The following is an 18,235-nucleotide window of genomic DNA, read 5'->3' as shown; positions in this document are numbered from 1 at the left end:
GTGATTGCGCTGAAGCCAGCCAGGCGACGCCCGGCCGCTCAGGTCACCGGCGCCGGATTGAACAGCGTCAACGCATTGTGGAGCTTGAGTTTTTCCGCGCAGGTCTGCTTGCGTCCGCTGGCGACGTCGAGCATCAGCCGGAACAGTTCCCAGCCCACGTCTTCGATACTCGCCGCGCCGGTGGCGATCGTGCCGGCGTTGATGTCCATCAGATCGTGCCAGCGGCGCGCCAGATCGGAGCGCGTCGCGACCTTGATCACGGGCACTTCGGCGAGGCTGTACGGCGTGCCACGGCCCGTGGTGAACACGTGCAGATTGATACCGGCGGCCACCTGCAGCGTGCCGCAGATGAAGTCGCTGGCCGGCGTGGCCGCGTAAATCAGCCCTTTCTGGCGGACCTTTTCGCCCGGCGACAACACGCCGGAAATCGCCGAATTGCCCGACTTGATGATCGAGCCCATCGCCTTTTCGACGATGTTCGACAGCCCGCCCTTCTTGTTGCCGGGCGTGGTGTTGGCGCTGCGGTCCGCGCCGCCGCGCTTCAGATAATCGTCGTACCACTGCATTTCGCGGATGATCGCCGCGGCCACGTCCGCATTGGCCGCGCGCGCCGTCAACTGATCGACGCCGTCGCGCACCTCGGTGACTTCGGAGAACATCACCGTCGCGCCGGCTCGCACCAGCAGGTCGGTCGCGAAGCCGACGGCGGGATTCGCGGTCAGCCCGGAGAACGCGTCGCTGCCGCCGCACTGCACGCCGATCACCAGATCGGCCGCGGGACACGTCTCGCGACGGCGATTGTTCAGGCGCTTCAGATGGCCCTCGGCCATTCTCATGATCGAGTCGATCATCGACTGGAAGCCGACGTGCGCGTCGTCCTGCAGCACGACAACGTCGCCGTTCAGATCGGCCTCGACGTCGCCGATGTCGGCGATTTCCGCGACGTTCGCGGCCGCCGCGATCGGAATCGTGCCCGGCGGCATCAGACGTTCAGGCTGCAACTTCTCGCACCCGAGGCTGACCATCATCACCTCGCCGCCGAAGTTCGGATTCAGGCTGATGTTGCGCACGGTGCGGATCGGCACCATCGCATCGGGCGCGTCGATCGCGACGCCGCAGCCGTAGGTATGGCCGAGGCTCACCACGTCGTCGACATTCGGATAGCGCGGCAGCAATTCGGCCTTGATGCGCGTGACCGCATGCTGCACCACGTCGGCCACACATTGCACGGTGGTCGTGATCGCCAGAATGTTGCGCGAGCCGACCGAGCCGTCCGCATTGCGATAACCCTCGAACGTGAAACCTTCGAGCGGCGGCATCTCCGGCGCCTTGATGGTGGCGATCGGCAGGTCGTCGAGTCCGGGCGGGCTCGGCATGCGGATCACGTGCTCGTTGATCCAGCTACCCCTGGGCAACGCCTTCAGCGCGTAGCCGATCACCACGTTATAGCGGATCACCTCATCGCCTTCGGCCAGATCGGCCAGCGCGACCTTATGGCCTTGCGGCACGCGTTCGCGCAACGCAATGCCGTCGGGGAAAACGGCGCCCTCGCCCAGACCGCCGTCATTGACGACGATCGCGACATTGTCATTGGGGTGAACGCGAATGTAGAGCGGAGATTGTTCCATTGCATCGATCCTCATGGCGCTGCACGCGCACTGCGCCAGCTATTCATACGTCATCCTACAACATGAAAGATTGCGTGGATGTTCCGTATTTACCCTATGGCGTGCATTATGCCGCGAAAACCCCGTTGAGTTAGACGATTTGTTGTTGTACGATGACGTATAAGAAATCTCCATTTCGACACATCAACCTCACACCGCCGCCCTGGATACTCATCATGACGACACCGCAGGAACTCAAGCAGATCGTTTCGGAAGGCCTTCTCTCCTTCCCCGTCACCGACTTCGACGAACAAGGCGATTTCCGCGCCGACACCTATGCCGAGCGCCTCGAATGGCTCGCGCCGTACGGCGCGTCGGCGCTGTTCGTGGCCGGCGGCACGGGTGAATTCTTCTCGCTCACGCACGACGATTACTCGAACGTGGTGCGCACCGCCGCCGAAGTCTGCAAAGGCAAGGTGCCGATCCTGGCCGGCGCGGGCGGCCCGACGCGTGTCGCGATCGCTTACGCGAAAGAAGCCGAACGTCACGGCGCGAACGGCATTCTGCTGATGCCCCACTACCTGACCGAAGCCTGCCAGGAAGGCATCGCCGCGCACGCCGAAGAGGTCTGCAAGTCCGTGCCGAACATGGGCGTGATCATTTACAACCGCGCCAACTCCAAGCTTAACGCCGACATGCTGGAAGGGCTGGCCGAGCGCTGCCCGAACCTGATCGGCTTCAAGGACGGCGTGGGCGAGATCGAAAACATGGTGACGATCCGCCGCCGTCTGGGCGACCGTTTCTCGTACCTCGGCGGCCTGCCGACCGCCGAAGTCTATGCGGCGGCCTATAAGGCGCTTGGCGTGCCGGTGTATTCGTCGGCGGTGTTCAACTTCATTCCGAAGACCGCGATGGACTTCTACCGTGCGATCGCCGCGGACGATCACGCAACCGTCGGCAAGCTGATCGACGAATTCTTCCTGCCGTATCTGGCGATCCGCAACCGTCGCGCGGGTTACGCGGTCAGCATTGTGAAGGCGGGCGCGAAGCTCGTCGGCCACAGCGCCGGCCCGGTGCGCGCACCGCTGACCGATCTGAACGAAGAAGAAATGGCGAAGCTCGACGCGCTGATCAAGACGCTCGGCCCGCAGTAATTGCGCGCTTGATTGTCGATTGCCAGAAGCGCCCGGGACGGTAACGTCGCCGGGCGTTTTTCATAGCGCGGCAGCGCGCCGCCCGCATAACGATTCAGGAGATGACGATGGAAATGAGCCGGATGGCGAGTTCCGCCCACGCCGCGAAACGCACGAAGGTCCGCTACGCGATCCTGCTGCTGATCTTTCTGATCACCACCTTCAACTACGCGGACCGCGCGACGCTGTCGATCACCGGCTCGGCGATGCGCGGCGAGTTCGGCCTCGACGCGATCCGGATGGGTTACATCTTCTCCGCGTTCAGTTGGGCCTATGTGTTGTCGCAACTGCCGGCCGGCTGGCTACTGGATCGCTTCGGCGCACGGCGGGTCTACGCGGCGAGCATTTTCTTCTGGTCGCTCTTCACGCTGCTGCAAGGCACGATCGGCTTGCTGGGCAGCGCGGCCGCCGCCATTACCGCGCTGTTCGTGCTGCGCTTCGCGATGGGCGTGGCGGAATCGCCGGCGTTTCCGGCCAATGCGAAGGTGGTGGCGAGCTGGTTCCCCACCACGGAACGCGGCACGGCGTCGGCTATTTTCAATTCGGCGCAGTATTTCGCGGCGGTCGTGTTCACGCCGCTGATGGCGTGGCTCACCCACGCCTTCGGCTGGCACATGGTGTATCTCGTGATGGGCGTGACCGGGCTGCTGCTCGCCCTCACGTGGCTGAAGGTGATGAAGAACCCGGCCGACCATCCGCGCGTGTCGCGCGCCGAACTCGACTACATCGAACAAGGCGGCGGCGTGGTGAACGGCCACAAAACGGCCCGGCCCGACGATCTCGCCCAGGCCGGCGGCTGGTTTCTGGTACGTCAACTGCTCGGCAACCGGATGCTGCTCGGCGTGTATCTCGCGCAGTACTGCATCAACGTGCTGACCTACTTCTTCCTGACGTGGTTTCCGATCTATCTCGTGCAGGCGCGCGGCATGACGATTCTGCATGCGGGTCTGGTCGCGTCGTTGCCGGCGATCTGCGGTTTCTCCGGCGGCGTGCTCGGCGGCATTCTGTCGGACGGGCTGATCCGGCGCGGCCATTCGCTGACCGTGGCGCGCAAGGTGCCGATTGTGGGCGGCATGCTGCTGTCGGTGTGCATCATCGGCTGTAACTATGTGTCGACCGACTGGATCGTCGTCGCGCTGATGTCGCTCGCGTTCTTCGGCAAGGGTATCGGCGCGCTCGGCTGGGCAGTCGTCGCGGATACGTCGCCGAAGGAAGCGCTCGGGCTGTCGGGCGCGATCTTCAATATGTTCGGCAACGTGGCGGGTATCGTCACGCCGATCGTGATCGGCTATCTCGTGGCGACGACCGGCTCGTTCAACGGCGCGCTGGTGTTCGTCGGCGTGAACGCGCTCCTGACCGTGTTCAGCTATCTCGTGATCGTGAAAGATATCCGGCGAGTCGAGTTGAGCCGGGTCTAGCCTGGCGGGCGGTTATCGTACTTCCACGGCGGCGGCGTCATACGCGCCGCCGCCCCGCCAGGCTTGCAGGAGCGCGTCCCGACGACGGTAATGGCGGCGATTCCGAAAATGATCTGGTGTTTATATAATCAGTCGTCAGACGACGGTATAATGAGACGTACAAGTGTCTGCAACTATCTGATTTAAGGGGCGTTTTCGATGGCTACACCACTGGCATCCGCGGCACCGCCGCGACGCGCTCGCAATCTGGCCGAGTTCGTCGTCAGCTACGTCACCGAGCAGATCGGGTCCAACGCCTTGAAGCCCGGCGACAAACTGCCGACCGAATCGCAGTTGATGGTCACGCTGAGCGTCAGCCGCACCGTGATCCGCGAGGCGATTTCCCGCCTGCAGGCAGGCAAGGTCATCGAAACGCGTCACGGCATCGGCAGCTTCGTGCTGGAGCCGCAGCGCGAAAAACTGGGCATCGACATGGTGCCCGCCACGACGTTGCGCGACGTGTTGTCGATTCTGGAGCTTCGTATCAGCCTGGAGACGGAATGCGCCGGGCTGGCCGCGCAACGCGCCAAACCGGACGACCTCGCGCGCATGCGCACCGCGCTCGACGCGATCGAGGCCACGCGTCACAACGGGCTGGATAGCGTCGACGCCGACTTGCAATTCCATATCTCGGTGGCGCGCGCCACCGGCAACCGCTACTTTGTCGACATCCTGACGCAGATGGGCAGCGCGCTGATTCCGCGCAACCGGCTCGACTCGGCGGGGATTGCGCGCGCGGAACCGGACGCGTATCTGTCGCTGGTCAATCTCGAACACGAGAGCATTCTCGAAGCGATCACCCGGCACGACGCGGAAGGCGCGCGCGCGGCCATGCGCATGCATCTGTCGAACAGCCGCGAGCGTCTGCGGCGGGCGAATGAGACGGCCGAGGCGAATAGCTGAGGCGTTGGCTCTGGTGGCTCTGGTGGTGATAAAAAAGCCCGTGATTTCGACAACGAAATCACGGGCTTTTTGTTTTGGCGGGCGGTGTGGGGTGTCGCTTGATCGCGTAAGGCGGCCCGCAAGCAACGCTTCTCAAAATCACATCAAGATGTTGATAAGGTTGCCCGTAATCCTATCACTCAGAATTAATCTCATCACTCAAGTGATAGGATTATGCATATCTTATCAAGATTAACTTTTCTTATCACTCAAGTGATAAGATATTGATAAGCTTATCACCTACACATCGTCATGCCCGCCCAGCCGTCCTTGAACCTCATCGTCGAATACATTGCGCGAGAACTCGAAGCGGGCGCGACGGGCGTTTCCGCCGGCGCCATCCAGGCGCAGGTGAACCGTCCCAGGCCCACCGTGAACCGTGCCTTGGCACGGCTCGTCGCAACGGGCGTACTCGAACGGAACGGGGCCGGCCGGTCGGTTACCTACCGGATTGCGCCCCGCTCCACCCCCGCCCCCACGATCGCGCACGATCAGCAGGAGGCACGAGACTCACCCGCCTGGTGCTATCGATCCACGGAACTCGTCGCTGCGCTGTCCGCTCCCCTCGCCACCCGTAAGCCCGTTTCCTATCAACGCGTTTTCGTCGACGGCTATCAGCCGAACGTGAGCAGCCTGCTCCCTGCGGCGCTGGCAGCGCAGCTTCAGGAAAAAGGCAAATCGAAGGATCAGCAACCTGCCGGCACCTATGCCCGCAAGGTGCTGGAGCAATTGCTCATCGACCTGTCCTGGTCCTCGTCACGGTTGGAGGGGAACCGCAAAAGCCGGCTGGACACCCGCGAACTGTTTGAACGCGGCCGCTCCGAGAGCGACGACCGCGACGCGACCATGCTGCTGAACCACAAGGAAGCGATTGAATTCATGGTGGATGCGGTCCCCACCGAGGGCATGACCGTGCCCGTCGTGCGCAATCTGCAGAGTCTGCTGATGCGCGATCTGTTGCAGGACCCGGCGGATCTTGGCGCGATCCGCAGCAAGATCGTCAACATTCACGGCTCGGTGTATCTGCCCTCTCAGGTTCCCAACCTGCTGGAAGAGATGCTTCGGCAAATCGTCGACAAGGCAACGCGCGTTCACAATCCGGTCGAAGCCGCGTTCTTTCTGTGGGTGAACCTGGCGTATCTGCAGCCCTTCGTGGACGGCAATAAGCGCACCAGCCGCCTGAGCGCCAACATGCCGCTCATGCTGTCGAACTGCGCGCCGCTGTCGTTTCTGGACGTGGAACAAACCGACTACGCGCTAGCGATGCTTGGCGTCTACGAACGGCTCGATGCGTCGCTCGCGGTCGAATTGTTCGACTGGACCTACCGCCGCTCGATCGACAAATATCAGGTCATTGTCGAGTCGATGGGTGGGCCGGACCCGTTGCGGGCCCGTTATCGCGAACACCTGGGCGAGGCGATCCGGCAGATCGTTTTTTTCGGTTCCACGCTCGCTCAGGCGATCGAAGCGGCGGGGATTCCCCAGATCGATAGCGCGGCGTTCAACGCCATGTTGAACACCGAACTGGCGCACCTCGAGGCGTACAACTGCGCCCGCTATCGCATGCCAATGACGAAAACGCAGGCGTGGATCGATAAGGGGCGACCGCGCTAGCGTCGGCGACTTGCCGCGGAGACCGCGGCAAGAACACCGATGCCAACCGCTCAACTCCGCGTAATCTCCCCATCGCGGCGACGCCACAAATCCAGTGGATTCGCGTCGGCCAACGCCTCAGGCAGCAATTCCGCCGGGAAATCCTGGTAGCAGACCGGCCGCAGGAATCGTTCGATCGACGTCGTGCCCACCGACGTCGCGCGACTATCCGAGGTCGCCGGGAACGGGCCGCCATGCACCATGGCATGCGAGACCTCGACGCCGGTCGGGAAACCGTTCACCAGAATCCGCCCGGCCTTGCGCTCCAGAATCGGCACCAGCTTGTGCGCCGCCGCGAGATCCGCGCGATCCATCTGCAGCGTGGCCGTCAGTTGTCCTTCCACATGCTCGGCCACGGCGAGCATTTCCTGCTCGTCCTTGCAACGCACGATCGTCGAGGTGGGTCCGAACACTTCGTCTTCCAGCGCCGGGGTGGCGAGGAACGTCTGCGCGTCGGTCACGAACAACGCGGCGCACGCCTGCGTCGGGCCGGTTGCGTCGACACCATGCGCCACGGCCTCCACGCCCTGGGTTCCCGCCAGCTTGCCTTCGCCTGCTTGATAAGCCGCATGAATGCCGGACGTGAGCATGGTCTGCGCCGGCTTGCCGCTCAATGCGCTGGACGCCGTGGCGACGAAACTCTTGAGGGCGTCGCCGTCGACGGCAATCGCCAGACCCGGGTTGGTACAGAACTGCCCCGCGCCGAGCACCAGCGAATCGACGAAACCGCGCGCGATGCTTTCGCCGCGCTCAGCCAGCGCGTTCGACAGCAGAAACACCGGGTTGATGCTGCTCATTTCGGCGTAGACCGGAATCGGCTCGGCACGCGCCGCCGCGATACGCATCAGCGCCACACCGCCCGCGCGCGAGCCGGTGAAGCCCACCGCCTTGATCGCCGGATGCGCAACCAGCGCTTCGCCGATCGCATTCCCCGCACCGACGACCAGCGAGAACACGCCCTCGGGCAAGTCCATGTCCTGCGCGACGCGCTGGATCACCCGGCCGACCATCTCCGAGGTGCCCAGATGCGCCGGATGCGCCTTCACCACCACCGGGCAACCCGCCGCGAGCGCCGCTGCGGTATCGCCACCCGCCACCGAAAACGCCAACGGGAAATTGCTGGCGCCGAACACCGCGACCGGGCCGAGCGCAATCTTTTGCATCCGCAAATCGGAGCGCGGCAGCGGCTTGCGCTCCGGCAACGGCGAATCGAGCGTTGCGTCAAGCCATTGCCCGGCACGCACCACTTGCGCGAACAGCTTGAGCTGCCCCGTCGTGCGGCCGCGCTCGCCTTCGAGACGCGCCTTCGGCAGCCCCGACTCCTGCTGCGCGCGCTCGATCAGCGCGTCGCCCAGCGCCGTGATGCCGTCGGCAATGCGTTCGAGAAACTCGGCGCGTACCGTCAGCGGCAAATGCCGGTACGGCTCGAACGCCTGTTGCGCGAGTTCGCAGGCTCGTCCGACATCAGCCACCGAAGCGCCGCCGAAAACCGGCTCCGCGATGTCGGCACCCGTGGCAGGATTGAACGCATGCAGGGACTTTTCCTCGCCGCGCACGGCGTGACGACCGATCAGCATTTCGCCGGTAATGGACATTTCGCTTTCCTTAAAAGACTGCCGTAGATATAAGTTATCCTACAACATGGAGAGGGTTGCACGCAACCGGAACTACCATTACTCCGGCGAGTTCGGGTATACGTGGCCGTTACAACATAGAGGCTCAATGCTAATCTGCTTTTAGACATACGACGACCTATAACTCAAGCGGCATCGCCTGAGTTCTGCTCACTGGACGGGTCGTTGGCCGGAGCTTGCCCGATTCATCGCCGTTTCAGGAGATATCCCATGCCCGCCGTCGCGCCCTACCAGGCCTTACCTAACAGTTTCCGCCGCGCCGTTCGCGCAGGCGACACCCTGATCGGCTGCTGGGCGTCGCTGGCGAGTCCGGTCGTCACGGAATTGCTCGGCATTATCGGTTTCGACTGGATGCTGCTGGACGCCGAACACGCGCCCAACGACGTCCTCACGCTGATCCCCCAGTTGATGGCGCTCAAGGACAGCGCGAGCGCGCCGGTCGTGCGGCCACCGGCTAACGACAGCGTGTTTATCAAGCGGCTGCTCGACAGCGGCTTTTCGAATTTCCTGGTGCCGTTCGTCGACAGCGCTGACGACGCGGCCCGCGCCGTGGCCGCGACGCGTTATCCGCCGCAAGGCATTCGCGGCGTGTCGGTGAGCCAGCGCGGCAATCGGTACGCGACCGTGGCCGACTACTTCCAGATCGCCAACGACAACGTCTGCGTCGTCGTGCAGATCGAAAGCCGCAAAGCCGTCGACGCGATCGACGCGATTCTCGCGGTCGACGGCGTCGACGCCGTGTTCGTCGGACCGTCCGACCTCGCGGCCGCGTACGGCCACCTCGGCAACCCGAACCATCCGGACGTGCAACAGGCGATCGCGCACGTGTTCGAACGCGCGCAGGCCGTGGGCAAAGCCAGCGGCATCCTCGCGCCGGTCCAGGCCGACGCCGAACGGTATCTCGCGATGGGCTGCCGCGTGATCGCGGTCTGCGCGGACATCGGACTGCTGAAAAACGCCGCGCAGACGGTTCAACACCACTTCATGCAGAAACAGGCAGGCCAGGCATAACCACGGCCGCCATGACCTCTTGGGAGCACTCCATGCAAAAAGCAGGCTTTATCGGACTCGGCATCATGGGCAAGCCCATGGCCGCCAACCTTCTCAAGAACGGCGTCCCACTCGCCGCCTTCACGCGCAGCGGCGTGCCCGACGATCTCGCCCAGGCCGGCGCCGTCGCGTGTGACAGCCCGGCCGCGGTCGCCGCGCAGGCCGACGTGATTTTCATCATGGTGCCGGATACGCCGGACGTCGAACGCGTACTGTTCGGCGAACAGGGTCTCGCCGACGCGTTGCGCGCGGGACAAACCGTGGTCGACATGAGTTCGATTTCGCCGATGGCCACCCGCGAGTTCGCGGCCCGCGTGCGCGAGCGCGGCGCGGACTATCTGGACGCGCCGGTGTCGGGCGGCGAAGTCGGCGCCAAGGCCGGCTCGCTGACCATCATGGTGGGCGGCGAAAGCGCGAGCTTCGACAGCGTCAAGCCGCTGTTCGACATGATGGGCAAGAACGTCACGCTGATCGGCGCGGTCGGCGCCGGCCAGGTGTGCAAGGTGGCGAATCAGGTGATCGTCGCGGCGACGATCGAAGCCGTCGGCGAAGCGCTGCTGCTCGCCTCGAAAGCCGGCGTCGATCCGGCGCGCGTGCGCGAAGCGCTGATGGGCGGCTTCGCGTCATCGCGCATTCTCGAAGTGCACGGCGAACGCATGACCAAACGCAGCTTCGACCCGGGCTTCCGGATCGAACTGCACCAGAAGGATCTGAACCTCGCGCTTTCGACCGCGCAGGCGCTCGGTGTGTCGCTGCCCAATACCGCCACCTGCCAGGCGTTGTTCAACGCCTGCGTGGCGCACGGCGGCAAGGCGTGGGACCACTCCGCGATGGTCCGCGCGCTCGAAATTCTGGCCAATCACGAAATCGGCCAGCCGGTCGCTTAAGCCGCAAGTCCTGACCCGTAGCACCGCTCCTCCTGTTCTATGCCAATAGACAGGATGGATCGGTGCGCGCGGCTTTTTTCGCTAAAGCGTTCTTACAACAACTAGTCAGGATCACTGATAACAAGAAAGCGCTTCCGCCGAAGCAACGATCCTCATCCCCTCAAACATGACTAGCAGATGCCCGCACAGGGCAAGGAGACATCCGTGGCCATCCACGATAAAAACAGCGGCGACCCGGCGACCTCGAAAATCCGCGAACAGGACACACTGAATTCCCCCAAGCGACGCTCATTTCTTGTGTTCGCAGGAACCTCCGCGGGCGCGGGCCTGTTCGCGACCCTGCCCGGATGCGGCGGCGGCAGCGGTTCGCTGGGTTCCACGACACCGGCGTCGAGCGCACCGGTCGCGGCGGCGGACCCGATCTGGGGGCCGACCGGCCAGGCAACGGTGATCATCAACAAGCTCGCCAGCATCACACCGTCGATGTTCCCGGCGGTCGATTTCCAGGTGACGAGCTACGGCGCGCGCACGCTGCAGGCGTCCGCGTTGATTCAGGCCAGCGCATGGCCGGGCGGCACGATTCCCTGGGTGACCGGTACGCAGGCCGCGGCTTCGCCGCAAAGCCCGGGCTCGACGATCATGGTGCCGTACGACATGACGGACACGGTCTACGATTCGTACGCCGCATTCAATGCCGCGATTCAGGCGGCGCATGCGGCCGGCGGCGGCCGCGTCGTGGTGCCGGCCGGCAACTGGTATTGCGGCGGCCCGATCGTGCTGCTGAGCAACGTGAATTTCCATCTGAGCTCGGGTTGCACGATCTATTTCAGCCCCAACCCGGTCGACTATGCGAAGAGCGGTCCGTACACGACGGCGAACGGCAATCTGTACTGGTCGCGCTGGCAGGCCAACGACTGCCTGAACTTCGGTGCGCCGATCTATGCGTACCAGCAGACCAACATCGCACTGACCGCCGACGACAACACCTGCGTCCTCAACGGTCAGTCGATGACGCCGATGCAGTTGAGCACCAAGGCGCCCACATCGTGCTGGTGGACCTTCAAAGGCACCAGCGGCGAGTACGGTTACGTGAAACCGGCTTCGGGCGGCGCACCGGTTTCGCAAGCCGACGCGAATACGGGCACCACCGCCTACTCGGCCAACGGCGCCACCTATCCGGGCAACACCGCGCTGACGAGTCTGCCCGCCGCGCAGATCACGAATCCGCAGGCCAACGTCCCGTTCACGAATCAGGACGGCACCACGACGACGCTGATGACGCTGCTCACCGCGTCCGGCTGGAATCAGGATCAGAACTATTTGCCGGCGCTGTCGGAACTCGGTGTGCCGGTGCTGAATCGCGTCTTCGGCCTTGGCCATTTTCTGCGGCCGTGCATGGTCGAGTTCATCGGTTGCACGAACGTGTTGCTGCAGAACTATCACACGCAGAACACGCCGTTCTGGCAGCATCATCCGACCGATTGCACGAACGTGCTGATCGACGGCGTGTTCGCGGACAGTATCGGCCCGAACAACGACGGTTTCGATCCGGACGCCTGCAACTGCGTGCTGGTGCAGAACGTCCAGTTCAATACCGGCGACGACTGCATCGCGATCAAGTCCGGCAAGTGTCTCGACACGCAGTACGGGCCGATGCAGAACATCGTGGTCCAGAACTGCACGATGCAAAGCGGCCATGGCGGTCTCACGATCGGCAGCGAAATGAGCGCGGGCGTGCAGAACGTCTACGCCCGCAATCTGACCATGCAGAACGCGAACTGGGCGAGCAATCCGCTGAACATCGCGCTTCGCTTCAAGACCAACATGAACCGTGGCGGGTTCATCAACAACGTGTGGATCAACGGCGTCACGCTGCCCAACGGCGTGAATCTGACCGGCAAATACGGCGGCGGCGCGCTCGGCGCGGCGTATCCGGGTTCGGTCGCCGGCACCGGCACGGTCGGTCTCGCGGCCAACCCGTCGACGGGCCAAGGCGGCCTGATCACGTTCGACTGCGATTACAGCCCCTCAGGCGACGCGGTGCGCTGGAACCCGGCGACGATCAATAACGTCAACATCTCGAACGTGAACGCGACTAATACGTCGGGTGCGGTGAGCTACGCGTTGACGTCGGGCTTCACGGCGACGTCGGGTTCGTGCTTTCAGGCGATCGTCGCACAGGGTCCGGTGGCCGCGGACTACAACGGTCCGTTGCCCATCCCCACCGTACCGCCAATCACCGGCGTGACCATCTCGAACTGCAACCTCGGCACGCCGATCTGCACAGGACCGGTATCGGCCACCGTGCCGGGACCGCTCTTCGTGGACAACGTGAAATCCATCACGTTGAGCAACGTGGTGATCGCCGGTGTGACGTATAACGGCGCGCTGACAGGCTGACGATTGCGCGGTCCGCGGCGTGCAGGCTGCCGCGGACCGCATGTTGTTTCGATGCGGGCGCAACGTGTTGGCTTCACCGCACCCCGCACCCCGCACCCCGCACCCCGCTCAACCGGTTCAACTCGCCGCTACGGCAAAAAAAATGGGACGCCTTCTGGCGTCCCATTTTTTACTTCCGCACGTAAATCACTTCGCCACCGCTCCCGCGGCCGCCCAATGCGGCTCGGGCGGCGCTTTTTCGGGGCTCTTCGCCAGCAGGCAAACCACACCGGCGGCCACGATATCGAACACCGCCAGCACGACGAACAACGGGCTGTAACCGATCCGGGTCACCAGCACACCGAACAGCGCGGTAAACGCTGCGGCGCCGAGATAGCCCGCCATGCCGCCCATGCCGGTTGCAGTAGCGACTTCGTTCTTGCCAAACATATCCGACGTGATCGCGTACAGCGCACCCGACAAGGTCTGATGCGCGAAGCCACCAACGCACAGCAACGCCACCGCCGCGTAAGGACTCGCGACCAGACCCACGCACGCCGGTCCGATCATGCACAGCGCGCCGACCACGAACACCAGCTTGCGCGACGTGAACAGCGAGACCTTCGCGTACTTGTGAAACAGCGGGCTGAGGTAACCGCCGAGCACGCAACCGATATCCGCGGCGAGGAACGGCATCCACGCATACAGCGCGACTTCCTTCAGGTTCATGTGACGCTCGGTCATCATGTACAGCGGAATCCATGCGTTGAAGGTCTGCCATGCCGGTTCGGACAGAATGCGCGGAATGCCGATCGCCCAGAAATCGCGGCTGCCGAGCATCGCGAAGCGGCTGCGCTTCACGGCGCCGACATCGTCGCTATGCTTCGCTTCCTGGCCGCTCAGAATGTAGTCGCGTTCCGCATCGCCCAGCAGCTTCTGCTGGCGCGGATGCTTGTAGAGCACCATCCACAGTACGCTCCAGACGATCCCCGCCACGCCGACAATCACGAACGCCAGTTGCCACTCGCCGTGCAACAACGCCCACACCACCAGCGGCGGCGCCAGCAGCGCACCGATCGACGAACCGATGTTGAACCAGCCGATCGCGACTGAGCGTTCTTTAGCCGGAAACCATTCGCTGGTTGCCTTCACGCCGGCCGGAATGCCGGCCGCCTCGGCCAGACCGAGCACGCCGCGAAAGAACGCCAGGCTGCGCCAACCGGTCGACCACGCCGCCGCGGCGCATGCCAGCGACCACGCCAGCGCGAACACCGCGAAACCAAGTTTGGTGCCGATGGTATCGAGCACGAAGCCCGCGACCGGCTGCATGAACGCGTAACAGAGCTGCCACGCGACCACCACGTTCGCGTACTGCGCGGTGGTGATGTTGAGATCCTTCATCAACGTCGGCGCCGCTACCGACAACGTATTGCGCGCGAGGTAATTGATGATGAGTCCGGCCGCGACCAGACTGACCATCCACCAGCGGATGCCCTTGATTTTCATGACTACGTCTCCTCGACTCTCTGACCGCTCAAACGGGCCGGGCTGCTGACGCGGCCGAACCGGAACGATCGGAGCCGGCGCCCTCGTCCTTGCGCGAATAGTCGATACCGACGAAGCTACCGCCCTGGAAGCGCTGACCCAACGCATCGAGCGGATTCGGACGCGCGAGAATCTCTTCGGCGAAGGCTTCGGCGTCCTGCGTCGGCTGATAGCCCAGACGCTCGGCGCCGCTGTTGTCCCACCAGCTACGGGTGTTGGCGGACACGCCCCAGATCGTCAGGAAGCCGACCTCTTCCGCGTCGACACAACGGTCGAGAAAATGCAGCAGATCGCGATGACCGAACCAGGTGCTCAGATGGCGCGGCTCGGTCGGCCGCTCGAGGCAACTGCCGATCCGCACGCAAATGCTTTCGATACCGTGCTTGTCCCAGTACATGCGCGCCAGCGCTTCGCCCCACACCTTGCTCAGGCCGTAGAAACCGTCCGGACGCAGCGCGCAGTCGAGTTCGAGATGCTCGGTGACCGGGTACATGCCGATCGCGTGATTCGAACTGGCGAACACGACGCGCCGCACGCCTTGGCGGCGCGCGCCTTCGTAGACTTCGACCAGCGCGCGCAGATTGTTGTCGATGATTTCGGGCAGCGGACGCTCCACGCTGGTCCCCGCGAAATGAATCAGCACATCCACACCGTCCAGCAGACGATCGACGATCGCCGGGTCGCGCAGATCGCCGTGCATCACGTCTTCGCCATCCAGCAGCGGCGTAAGCGGCTTCGAGCCCGCGGCCGAACGCAACGGCGTACCGCGTGCGACCCACGCCGCGCGCACCACGGCGCCCAGCTGACCACCGGCGCCACTCAGGGCAATCTTCTTCATAAGGTTCCTTTACTGCGCCGCGCGCGATCTGGCTGGATGACAACCTGCGGTAGAAGCGCGGCTGTTTCGCCTACGAATCTTCGTCTTAGTTGTACGATAACGTACTATCGACGAACGGAGACCAGATTTCAACCAGGCACTTACCCTTATTCTGATGTAGACAACAAGAATTTCTACTTGATAAACAACGAGATACGTTCAATCAATTTATGTGACGTCATATAACTAAGGCGGTGATTTTTCGGCAAAAATCCACCACCTGCCCGCCTCATGTCGTTTCGGTTCAAGCCGGCGGCACGCAACCGCGAGTAGACTGAGTGCGCTCAAGCAAGACCGCCCTGTGTTGCGCAACGCGCAATACACCGCCGCGGGAGCAAACGCGCCCTTCGCGCCCGACTACTTTTCAGCGCAGCACGTCACCATGCCCAACGCCCTTAGCTCTGTGCTCCCCGTCGCCGTGCCGGTGGAATCCGCCGTCAGCGGTCTGTACCACACGCCGGACCTCGCCGACGCGTACGCGGTCCGCCTGCCGGACAACGCCATCGACGATCCCGAACTGCTCGCGCGCTTTCTGTTCGAGCATCAGGCGGGCTGGGTGGGCAAGTTGATGAGCTTGCGCGATGCGATCGTTGGCCGCTTCGGGCTCAAGACGACGCGGCAGTTGCGCACCGAGACCTCGCCGGGCTCGCGCGAACGCGTCGAATTTTTCAGAATCTACACGCGCAGCGCGAGCGAGATCATTCTCGGCGAGAACGACAACCATCTGGATTTCCGGGTGTCCGTGCTGCAGCAAACGCGCGAGTCGGACGGCGCTCAGTCGCGCTATCTGATCCTCTCGACCGTCGTGCATTGCCACAACGGCCTCGGGCGTTTTTATATTCTCGCGATCGCGCCGTTTCACCGCCTGGTGGTGCGCTCTTCGCTGCGGCGCGCGGCGCGTATTGGCTGGCCGACGGTCTGAGCGGCTGAGCGGCTGTCCGTGCGAACTAGCACGCAGGGGTGCCGGGACATGAGCCGTTGATCGGCAGCTTAACCAGCAAACTCCGCGGACGCGGCCCCACAACCCCGCGCCCGCGTCTCCGCACTTACGAGCCGATAAACTCCAGCAAATCGGCATTCACCTTATCGGCCTCGACGACACACATACCGTGCTGTCCGCCCGCATACACCTTCAGCGTGGCGTTCTTCACGATCTTCGCCGTCTGCCGTCCCGCCGCGTCGATCGGCACGATCTGGTCGTCGTCGCCATGCAGCACCAGCGTCGGCACGTCGATCTTCTTCAGGTCTTCCGTGTAATCGACTTCGGAGAACTGCTTGATGCAGTCGTACAGGCCTTTGATCGAACCGGCCATGCCTTGACGCCAGAACGAATCGATCACGCCTTGCGAGACCTTCGCGTTAGGACGGTTATAGCCGTGGAACGGCACCGCCAGATCCTTGAAAAACTGCGAGCGGTCGTCCACCACGCCTTTGCGGATACCGTCGAACACATCGATCGGCAGGCCGATAGGATTGCCTTCCGTTTTCAGCATCAGCGGCGGCACCGCGCCGATCAGCACGGCCTTCGCCACCCGCTGCGTGCCATGCCGGCCGATGTAATGCGCCACTTCCCCACCGCCGGTCGAATGGCCGACGAGCGTCGCGTCCTGCAGGTCGAGATGCTCGATCAGCGCCGCGAGGTCGTCGGCGTAGGTGTCCATGTCGTTGCCGTCCCACGGTTGCGCCGAACGGCCATGACCGCGGCGGTCGTGCGCGATCACGCGGAACCCTTTGCTGCCGAGAAACAGCATTTGCGCGTCCCACGCGTCCGCCGTCAACGGCCAGCCGTGCGAGAACACGACCGGGCGGCCCTTGCCCCAATCCTTGTAGAAAATGTCCGTACCGTCTTTCGTCTTGATCGTGCTCATCTGCTGACTCCTTTTGGTGAAGTCTGCCGTTGCCGGCAGGGGGATGAAGCGTGCTCGTTCAAACCGTTCGCGCGGCGCGCCGACGCGATGCCCGTACCGGCAACGTATGCCCCGCGCCCTACAGTTCTATGACGGATGCGCGAAGCGCCGATGAATCTCAAAGGCACCTCGACATGACTATTCGAAGCGAATAACGGGAATCGATGGTGGAACGCCACGGCGTCACGCTCATGAATTCCGGAGCGTGCGTTCAATGGAGGAACGCTGCCGTTTGGCTGCCTGCATGGTAGAGGTAAACGGCCGCATTGACTACCGCGCGGCCAGGCAGAAAGTCGGCTCGGGTGGTGTGATTGTCGGTTGAAGACGAAGCGGGCTACGCCTGGGGTTCCTGCTGCTCCGACTCCTGCGCTTCGATCGCCTGTTTCACGCGTATCAATTCCGTGGCGTGGGCGTTCTGATCTTTCTGGATGCGCTCGGTCGGACCCACCACCGACAACCCGTACAGGTCGCCGCCTATCGTCACCGCCACGGCCACCGCCGACAACTCCGGCGCGCTTTCGCCGAGATTGGCGCACCAGCCTTGCGCTTTGGCCGCCGCGGCCTGCGCAATCAGCGCGGGCAGATCGGCGACCGTCGCGGCGGTGAAGTGGTCGAACGACAATTGCGCGCCGAGCGCCTGCTGCGCCGCCGCATCCAGTTCGCCGAAAATCGCCTTGCCGATCGAGTTCGCATGCAAGGGCCGCAACTCGCCGGGCGCACGCGTATAGCGAATCGCCTTGGTGGATTCCACCACGTCGAGATACACCACCGCCGTGCCTTGAATCTTGCCGAGCACGGTAGTCTCACCGCTTGCGTCGCGCAATTGAACCAGCCGCGGATGCACCATCTCGACAATCGGATCGACCGCGTTGATTGCGCTCGCAAGCATCTGCAAACGCCGGGTCGGATAGTAGCCGCCGCGCTTTCTGACTTCGTAGAGATAGCCGCGGCTCACCAGCGTGCGAGCCAGCGCGAGGCAGCTCGACATCGGCACGTTCAGCAAACGCGCCAGCTCGGTGAGCGGCAACGGCCGTTGCTCGACGGCAAACAGTTCGAACAGGTCCAGCGTGCGGGCAACGAGTTTGACATCCATGGCGATTGGGA

At 63.4% G+C, this 18,235-nt stretch carries 14 protein-coding genes; 8 read left to right on the top strand and 6 right to left on the bottom strand.

All coding sequences use genetic code 11. From position 1 onward, the window contains the following. Nucleotides 1-38 precede the first annotated feature (38 nt). Complete coding sequence (garD, locus tag HWY05_RS30765) at nt 39-1,628, bottom strand: galactarate dehydratase (RefSeq protein WP_176060690.1); 1,590 nt, start codon at nt 1,626-1,628, stop codon at nt 39-41. A gap of 215 nt (nt 1,629-1,843) precedes the next feature. Here garD and kdgD point away from each other — a divergent pair, with 215 nt between their 5' ends. From kdgD to HWY05_RS30745, 4 genes are all read left to right on the top strand, one after another. Then, nucleotides 1,844-2,761, top strand: a complete 918-nt coding sequence (gene kdgD / locus HWY05_RS30760; protein ID WP_134965340.1) for a 5-dehydro-4-deoxyglucarate dehydratase — start codon at nt 1,844-1,846, stop codon at nt 2,759-2,761. Nucleotides 2,762-2,868: 107 nt separating this feature from the next. Then, nucleotides 2,869-4,218, top strand: coding sequence for an MFS transporter (locus HWY05_RS30755; RefSeq protein ID WP_279614188.1), 1,350 nt, complete (start codon nt 2,869-2,871; stop codon nt 4,216-4,218). A 198-nt stretch (nt 4,219-4,416) separates the two neighbouring features. Next, the gene (locus HWY05_RS30750; protein WP_176060689.1) at nt 4,417-5,160 is read left to right on the top strand and encodes a FadR/GntR family transcriptional regulator; all 744 of its coding nucleotides are present in this window, start codon (nt 4,417-4,419) and stop codon (nt 5,158-5,160) included. Between the two features lie 291 nt (nt 5,161-5,451). Further along, nucleotides 5,452-6,813, top strand: coding sequence for a Fic family protein (locus tag HWY05_RS30745; RefSeq protein ID WP_176060688.1), 1,362 nt, complete (start codon nt 5,452-5,454; stop codon nt 6,811-6,813). 50 nt (nt 6,814-6,863) lie between these two features. Here HWY05_RS30745 and HWY05_RS30740 read toward each other — a convergent pair whose 3' ends face one another. Further along, nucleotides 6,864-8,447 carry an aldehyde dehydrogenase (NADP(+)) gene (locus HWY05_RS30740; RefSeq protein WP_176060687.1) on the bottom strand — a complete coding sequence of 528 codons (1,584 nt, stop codon included), beginning with the start codon at nt 8,445-8,447 and terminating at the stop codon, nt 6,864-6,866. Nucleotides 8,448-8,696: 249 nt separating this feature from the next. Between HWY05_RS30740 and garL the strand changes: the two genes are divergently transcribed. From garL to HWY05_RS30725, 3 genes are all read left to right on the top strand, one after another. Continuing rightward, nucleotides 8,697-9,497: a 2-dehydro-3-deoxyglucarate aldolase gene (gene garL / locus HWY05_RS30735; protein WP_176060686.1), complete on the top strand. Its 801-nt coding sequence runs from the start codon at nt 8,697-8,699 to the stop codon at nt 9,495-9,497. An 11-nt stretch (nt 9,498-9,508) separates the two neighbouring features. Next, a complete protein-coding gene (locus HWY05_RS30730) occupies nt 9,509-10,423 on the top strand; it encodes a 2-hydroxy-3-oxopropionate reductase (protein WP_176060685.1) in 915 nt (304 codons plus the stop codon). A gap of 210 nt (nt 10,424-10,633) precedes the next feature. Further along, nucleotides 10,634-12,823, top strand: coding sequence for a glycoside hydrolase family 28 protein (locus HWY05_RS30725; RefSeq protein WP_244146745.1), 2,190 nt, complete (start codon nt 10,634-10,636; stop codon nt 12,821-12,823). 186 nt (nt 12,824-13,009) lie between these two features. Here HWY05_RS30725 and HWY05_RS30720 read toward each other — a convergent pair whose 3' ends face one another. Further along, nucleotides 13,010-14,308 (bottom strand): MFS transporter, encoded by a 1,299-nt coding sequence (locus tag HWY05_RS30720; RefSeq protein WP_176060683.1) that lies wholly within the window; start codon nt 14,306-14,308, stop codon nt 13,010-13,012. Nucleotides 14,309-14,336: 28 nt separating this feature from the next. Then, entirely contained in the window at nt 14,337-15,185 is an 849-nt protein-coding gene (locus HWY05_RS30715; protein WP_176060682.1) for an NAD(P)-dependent oxidoreductase, read from the bottom strand. Between the two features lie 421 nt (nt 15,186-15,606). Between HWY05_RS30715 and HWY05_RS30710 the strand changes: the two genes are divergently transcribed. Further along, a complete protein-coding gene (locus HWY05_RS30710; RefSeq protein WP_176060681.1) occupies nt 15,607-16,146 on the top strand; it encodes a DUF2867 domain-containing protein in 540 nt (179 codons plus the stop codon). Nucleotides 16,147-16,270: 124 nt separating this feature from the next. On the opposite strand, the gene HWY05_RS30705 is transcribed toward HWY05_RS30710, so the two are convergent. Both HWY05_RS30705 and HWY05_RS30700 read right to left on the bottom strand, forming a co-directional pair. Next, on the bottom strand, nt 16,271-17,092 hold the full coding sequence (locus HWY05_RS30705; protein WP_035556512.1) for an alpha/beta hydrolase: 822 nt from the start codon (nt 17,090-17,092) through the stop codon (nt 16,271-16,273). Nucleotides 17,093-17,465: 373 nt separating this feature from the next. Beyond that, nucleotides 17,466-18,224 (bottom strand): IclR family transcriptional regulator, encoded by a 759-nt coding sequence (locus HWY05_RS30700; protein ID WP_176060680.1) that lies wholly within the window; start codon nt 18,222-18,224, stop codon nt 17,466-17,468. Between the last annotated feature and the right edge of the window lie 11 nt (nt 18,225-18,235).

This window comes from Paraburkholderia sp. BCC1876 (assembly GCF_902833695.1).
Classification (GTDB): domain Bacteria; phylum Pseudomonadota; class Gammaproteobacteria; order Burkholderiales; family Burkholderiaceae; genus Paraburkholderia.
The sequence above is the reverse complement of the archived record's forward strand: the minus strand, read 5'-3'. Positions and strand labels throughout refer to the sequence as shown.

Coding starts and splice junctions, on each gene's coding strand:
- garD (WP_176060690.1), bottom strand. CDS start 1,628: ATGGAACAATCTCCGCTCTACATTCGCGTTCACCCCAATGACAATGTC.
- kdgD (WP_134965340.1), top strand. CDS start 1,844: ATGACGACACCGCAGGAACTCAAGCAGATCGTTTCGGAAGGCCTTCTC.
- HWY05_RS30755 (WP_279614188.1), top strand. CDS start 2,869: ATGGAAATGAGCCGGATGGCGAGTTCCGCCCACGCCGCGAAACGCACG.
- HWY05_RS30750 (WP_176060689.1), top strand. CDS start 4,417: ATGGCTACACCACTGGCATCCGCGGCACCGCCGCGACGCGCTCGCAAT.
- HWY05_RS30745 (WP_176060688.1), top strand. CDS start 5,452: ATGCCCGCCCAGCCGTCCTTGAACCTCATCGTCGAATACATTGCGCGA.
- HWY05_RS30740 (WP_176060687.1), bottom strand. CDS start 8,447: ATGTCCATTACCGGCGAAATGCTGATCGGTCGTCACGCCGTGCGCGGC.
- garL (WP_176060686.1), top strand. CDS start 8,697: ATGCCCGCCGTCGCGCCCTACCAGGCCTTACCTAACAGTTTCCGCCGC.
- HWY05_RS30730 (WP_176060685.1), top strand. CDS start 9,509: ATGACCTCTTGGGAGCACTCCATGCAAAAAGCAGGCTTTATCGGACTC.
- HWY05_RS30720 (WP_176060683.1), bottom strand. CDS start 14,308: ATGAAAATCAAGGGCATCCGCTGGTGGATGGTCAGTCTGGTCGCGGCC.
- HWY05_RS30715 (WP_176060682.1), bottom strand. CDS start 15,185: ATGAAGAAGATTGCCCTGAGTGGCGCCGGTGGTCAGCTGGGCGCCGTG.
- HWY05_RS30710 (WP_176060681.1), top strand. CDS start 15,607: ATGCCCAACGCCCTTAGCTCTGTGCTCCCCGTCGCCGTGCCGGTGGAA.
- HWY05_RS30705 (WP_035556512.1), bottom strand. CDS start 17,092: ATGAGCACGATCAAGACGAAAGACGGTACGGACATTTTCTACAAGGAT.
- HWY05_RS30700 (WP_176060680.1), bottom strand. CDS start 18,224: ATGGATGTCAAACTCGTTGCCCGCACGCTGGACCTGTTCGAACTGTTT.